Source organism: Micrococcus sp. KRD026 (assembly GCF_017168445.1).
Taxonomy (GTDB): domain Bacteria; phylum Actinomycetota; class Actinomycetes; order Actinomycetales; family Micrococcaceae; genus Micrococcus; species Micrococcus luteus.
In genome coordinates this window covers 1-4,995 of record NZ_JABFBA010000024.1, presented here as the reverse complement: position 1 = coordinate 4,995, position 4,995 = coordinate 1, and the positions used below count along the sequence as shown (strand labels likewise).

The window sequence follows — 4,995 nt, the reverse complement described above, 5'->3', positions numbered from 1 at the left end:
ACCCTGCCCGCCGCGATCACCCCCTCCCCCGCGTTCCAGCCCGTGCCCGGCCAGCGCATCGACCCGGAGCTCGCCCGCTCCTGGCTGCTGGTCAACGCCGCCCAGCCCGAACGGTTCCAGCCCGCCGAGGACTCGGCCGCGGACATCGTCATCCTCGACATCGAGGACGCCGTGGCCCCCAAGGACAAGGACCAGGCCCGCGGGGACGCCGTCGCCTGGCTGACCTCCGGGCACACCGGCTGGGTGCGGCTCAACGGCTACGGCTCGCGGTGGTGGGAGCAGGACGTCGAGGCGCTCGCCGCGGCCCTGCCCGCGCACCTGGGCGGGCCGGTCGCCGAGGGCGGCCTGGCCGGCGTCGTGCTGGCGATGGTGGAGTCCACGGACCACGTGAACGAGACCGCCCGGCGGCTGCCCGGGGTGCCCGTCGTGGCGCTCGTGGAGACGGCGCGCGGGCTGCAGCGGATCGACTCGATCGCCGCCGCGAAGGGCACGTTCCGGCTGGCCTTCGGGATCGGCGACTTCCGCCGTGACACCGGCCTGGGCGAGTCGCCGATGGCGCTGGCGTACACGCGGTCCCAGTTCACGATCGCGGCGAAGGCCACGGGGCTGCCGGGCGCGATCGACGGGCCCACCGTGGGCTCCACCGGCGTGAAGCTCGCCGAGGCGACGGCGGTGACCGCGGAGTTCGGCATGACCGGCAAGCTGTGCCTCGCGCCGGAGCAGTGCGCGGCCGTGAACGAGGGGCTCAGCCCGTCCCAGGAGGAGCTGGCGTGGGCCCACGAGTTCCTCGCGGACTTCGAGGCCGACGGCGGCGAGATCCGCAACGGCTCCGACCTGCCCCGCAAGGCGCGCGCGGAGAAGATCCTCGGGCTGGCCACCGCGTTCGGGGTGCGCTCCACGCGGTACCCGGACCAGGACAACGCGATCACGGCGCCGTCGGACACGTACCACTACTGAGCGGGGCCGCCGCCCACCAGAAACGCGGGTTGAGTTGTCACGGGTGCGGAGGCCGCACACCGGTGACAACTCAACCCGCGTTGCCTCGGGGGGTGCGGATCCCGCCTCCGCTCACACGTCCTGGCGCGTCCGGCGCACGACGGCGGCCCGCACGGAGAACGCCAGCACGATCGCCAGGATCCCGTAGATCACCCACGTGATGGGGGTGGAGACGAGCACGGCCGGGTCGCCCACCGAGCTGAGCAGGGCGTCGCGCAGGCTGGTCTCCGCGAGCGGGCCGAGCACCATGCCGATCATCAGCGGCGCCAGCGGGTAGCCGTACCGCCGCATCAGGAAGCCCAGCACGCCGATCCCCAGGAGCATCAGCAGGTCGAACACCGCGCCCGTGGTGGCGTAGATGCCCAGCCCGCAGAACAGCGTGATCCCCGCGTAGAGGTAGTGCTTCGGGATCAGCAGGAGCTTGGCCCACAGCTGCGCGAACGGCAGGTTGATCGCCAGCAGCACGATCATCGCGATGAAGAAGCTCGCCAGCAGCGCCCACACGAGGTCCGGGCTGCGGTCGAACAGCAGGGGGCCGGGCTGCAGCCCGTACTGGCGGAACGCCGCCAGCATGATGGCCGCCGTCGCGGAGACGGGCAGGCCGAGCGTGAGCAGGGCACCCATCGCCATGCCGGTGGTCGAGTTGCCCGCGGCTTCGGGGGCCGCCAGCCCGCGGATCGCGCCGCGGCCGAACTGCGGATGCGCCCGGCGCCGGTCCAGGCGCCGCTCGGCCGAGTACGCCAGGAACGTCGGCACCTCGGAGCCGCCCACCGGCACGATGCCGAACGGCAGGCCGATCGCCGTGCCGCGCAGCCACGCCGGGGCGGCCTCGCGGAACTCGGCGCCCGACAGCCACGGCCGGCCGGTGCGGCGGATGCGCAGGTCCTCGTGCTCGCGGCGCACCCGGGAGGCCACGTGGAACACCTCGCCGAGCGCGAGGATCGCCACCGTGACGGTCACGAGCGGGATGCCGTCGAACAGCTGCGGGGAGCCCATCGTGAAGCGCTCGGCGCCGGTCACCGCATCGATCCCGACGACGGCGATGCCCAGTCCCAGCACCAGGGAGGCCAGGCCGCGCAGCACCGAGTCGGCGACCACCGAGGAGGTGGCCACGAACGCGAAGAGCGCGAGCGCGAAGTACTCCGCGGGCCCGAAGCTCGTGGAGAACTCCGCCAGGACGGGGGCGAGGAACACGACGCACACCGAGGCCACCATGCCGCCGATGAAGGCGCCGAGCGCCGCCGTCGCCAGGGCCTGGGCCGCCCGGCCGTCCTGGGCCATGCGGTGCCCCTCGAACGTGGAGGCGATGGCCGAGGCCTGGCCGGGGGTGTTCATGAGGATGGCCATCGTGGAGTCGCCGAAGAGGCCGCCGAAGTACACGCCGGAGAACATGATGAACGCGGCGGTGGGCTCGAGGGCGAAGGTCATGGGCAGCAGCAGGGCCACGGCCATCGAGGAGCCGAGTCCGGGCATCACGCCGACCGCGGTGCCGAGCAGACAGCCCAGCACCACCCAGAGCAGGTTCATCGGGGTGAGGGCTCCGGCGAAGCCCTCCATGAGGAGTCCGAGGGTCTCCATGTCAGAAGCCACCTCCCAGGATGCCCGAGGGCAGGGTCAGGCCCAGGGCCACCGCGAAGCCGAGGTAGGCCAGCGAGGAGACGAACAGGGCGACGAGGATGTCGAACACGGGGTGCGGGGCGCCGAACGCGCGCGTGACGCACCAGAACAGCAGCGCCCCGGCGAGGATCCACCCCAGCCAGGGCAGCAGGACGGCGAACGCGAGGAAGCCGAGGAAGCACCAGGCCAGCGCGCCGAAGTCCGAGTGGAACAGGGTCAGCGGACCGGCCGCCTGCCCGACCTCGCCGTCCGCGTCGGCCTGACCCTCGGGGGACTGGCGCACGCGCACGACCTCCACCGCGAGCGCGGCGGCGATCACGAGGCCCGCGACCGCGAGGATCAGCGGGAAGAAGTCCGGGCCGGGGAAGTCGGCGCCCTCGGTGTCCATGGCCAGGGATCCCAGCAGCAGGTAGAGGCTGAACGCGGCCAGCACGGCCGGCATGACGAGCGCGGAGAGCCCGGCGGCGCGCCCCCAGCGGGAGGGGGCGTCGGCGGCGGGGGGGACGGTGGATGCGTGGCTCACTTGATCTCCTCCGTCAGCGTGCCGATGCGCTCCTTCTCGGCGGCGATGAACTCCTCGAGTTCGGCGCCGGAGAGGGGCACGGGGTTCCAGTAGTTGCGCTGCACCGCTTCCTTCCACTCGGGGGTGTCGACCGCCTCGGCGATGAGGGTCTCGAGCTCCGTGCGCTCCTCCGCGGAGACGCCCGGCGGCACGAACAGGGCGCGCCAGTTGGTGAGCGTGACGTCGTAGCCCTGGGAGCGCAGGGTCGGGATCTCCTCGACGCCGGCCAGCGGCTCGGCCGCCACCACGCCGAGGGCGCGCAGACGGCCGGCCTCGACCTGCGGGTAGATGTCGGCGAAGCCGCCGGCGGAGGCCTGGGCGGTGCCGTTGAGCAGGGCCTGGATGGCCTCGCCGCCGCCGTCGGACGGGATGTAGGTGGTGTCCGCGACCGGCACGTCGGCCGTTCGGGCGATGTCCGCCATGACGAGCTGGTCGAAGGAGCCGCCGCCGGTCCACGCCACGTGGGCGGGATCGGCGCGCCAGGCGGTCACCAGGTCGTCCATGCTCTGGTACGGCGAGTCCGCCGGGACCACCACGAGGCTGTACTCCTCGACGACGCGGCTGACCGCGGTGACCTGGGAGAGCTCGGGGCCGGTGCCACGGGCCGCGTGGGCGGCGATCTGGCCGGTGCCGCCCACCATGAGGTTGTTCGCGTCCTCGAGCGTGGTCAGCTGACCGAGGGCGATGTTGCCGCCGGCGCCGGGGATGTTGACCACCTGGACGTTGTTCACGAGCCCGTTGACGCGCATGGTCTGCTGCAGCTCGCGCTGGAACGAGTCCCAGCCGCCGCCGGCGGCCGCGGGGGCGATGAGGGTCAGGTTGGTGCGGATGTCGTTGCCTCCCGAAGCCGAGCGGATGGAGAAGGCGGAGGCCGCGAGCACGGTGAGCACCGCGATCACGCTGAAGACGATCCGGCCGACCCCCGTGCGTCGGCGCGGGGGGCCGTCGGGGGAGGTGGAGGGCATGGCGGTTCCTAACAGAGACACCCCGCCGCCAGGGAGTGGCGCCGGGGACAGGTGCGAGTGGTGGAGGTCACGGTAACAGCGCGGCGGGGCGGCGTGCACTCTGCGTCCGCAGAGTGACCGACGACAACCGGTCCGGGTGGTGACGGGGGCCGCGTCCATGACGCACAGTGGTCCCCATGACGATCATCAGCACCGGAACCAGCACCCCCGAGAGCGCCGCGGCCTGGCGGGCCGCCCTGGCCGAGGCGGCCCTGCGCGGGGAGGACGTGGTCTGGTTCTCCCTCGACGGGACCGAGCCGGACGAGGCGGAGGCACGCGAAGCCGGCGTCGACGTGTCCGTGGCACACGCCCAGGAGCGCGGCCGGGACGCCGTCGGCGACCTGCTCGAGCACGCCGAGCGTGTGGGCGCGAGCCGGATCGTGGTGGGCGTGAAGCACCGCTCCCCCGTGGGCAAGCTGCTGCTGGGATCGGCCGCGCAGCAGATCATCCTCGAGGCGCGCGTCCCGGTGGTGTGCGTCAAGCCGTGAGGGCCGGCGTCGGGCGGGCGGCCCCGCGCCCGGACCACCCTGCGGCGTTTGGGGGCGGTTTCGGGCGGTATTCGGCGTGGATACCGCCTGAAACCGCCCCCAACCGGTGAGTGGGGACCAGCCCGGGAACGCCGAAGGCCCCGGAACCACACGGTTCCGGGGCCTTCGTCCTCGGTGCGCGAGGGGGGACTTGAACCCCCACGTCCTTGCGAACACTGGCACCTGAAGCCAGCGCGTCTACCAATTCCGCCACTCGCGCGAGCGGCTTCCTGCTCTCGGCTCCGGGCATCCGGCGACCGTCACAGGCAGCGAGGAATACTCTAACCCC

At 72.9% G+C, this 4,995-nt stretch carries 5 protein-coding genes and 1 tRNA gene; 2 read left to right on the top strand and 4 right to left on the bottom strand.

Annotated elements, in window-relative coordinates:
- The first annotated feature begins 15 nt into the window (after positions 1–15).
- Positions 16–957, top strand: coding sequence for a CoA ester lyase (locus J1M40_RS08645; RefSeq protein WP_041103512.1), 942 nt, complete (start codon positions 16–18; stop codon positions 955–957).
- A 111-nt stretch (positions 958–1,068) separates the two neighbouring features.
- Here J1M40_RS08645 and tctA read toward each other — a convergent pair whose 3' ends face one another.
- The 3 genes from tctA to J1M40_RS08630 are packed head-to-tail and all read right to left on the bottom strand — an operon-like array spanning position 1,069 to position 4,140.
- The gene (gene tctA / locus J1M40_RS08640; protein ID WP_134416137.1) at positions 1,069–2,574 is read right to left on the bottom strand and encodes a tripartite tricarboxylate transporter permease TctA; all 1,506 of its coding nucleotides are present in this window, start codon (positions 2,572–2,574) and stop codon (positions 1,069–1,071) included.
- Position 2,575: 1 nt separating this feature from the next.
- Positions 2,576–3,136, bottom strand: coding sequence for a tripartite tricarboxylate transporter TctB family protein (locus J1M40_RS08635; RefSeq protein ID WP_010079710.1), 561 nt, complete (start codon positions 3,134–3,136; stop codon positions 2,576–2,578).
- A complete protein-coding gene (locus tag J1M40_RS08630) occupies positions 3,133–4,140 on the bottom strand; it encodes a tripartite tricarboxylate transporter substrate binding protein (RefSeq protein ID WP_136939876.1) in 1,008 nt (335 codons plus the stop codon). The genes J1M40_RS08635 and J1M40_RS08630 overlap by 4 nt, the downstream gene beginning before the upstream one ends.
- A 176-nt stretch (positions 4,141–4,316) precedes the next feature.
- On the opposite strand from J1M40_RS08630, the gene J1M40_RS08625 reads away from it, so the two are divergent.
- Positions 4,317–4,667, top strand: a complete 351-nt coding sequence (locus tag J1M40_RS08625) for a universal stress protein (RefSeq protein WP_098093919.1) — start codon at positions 4,317–4,319, stop codon at positions 4,665–4,667.
- A gap of 175 nt (positions 4,668–4,842) precedes the next feature.
- Here the strand turns inward: J1M40_RS08625 and J1M40_RS08620 are convergent.
- Positions 4,843–4,926, bottom strand: a tRNA-Leu gene (locus tag J1M40_RS08620).
- Between the last annotated feature and the right edge of the window lie 69 nt (positions 4,927–4,995).

Coding starts and splice junctions, on each gene's coding strand:
- tctA (WP_134416137.1), bottom strand. CDS start 2,574: ATGGAGACCCTCGGACTCCTCATGGAGGGCTTCGCCGGAGCCCTCACC.
- J1M40_RS08630 (WP_136939876.1), bottom strand. CDS start 4,140: ATGCCCTCCACCTCCCCCGACGGCCCCCCGCGCCGACGCACGGGGGTC.
- J1M40_RS08625 (WP_098093919.1), top strand. CDS start 4,317: ATGACGATCATCAGCACCGGAACCAGCACCCCCGAGAGCGCCGCGGCC.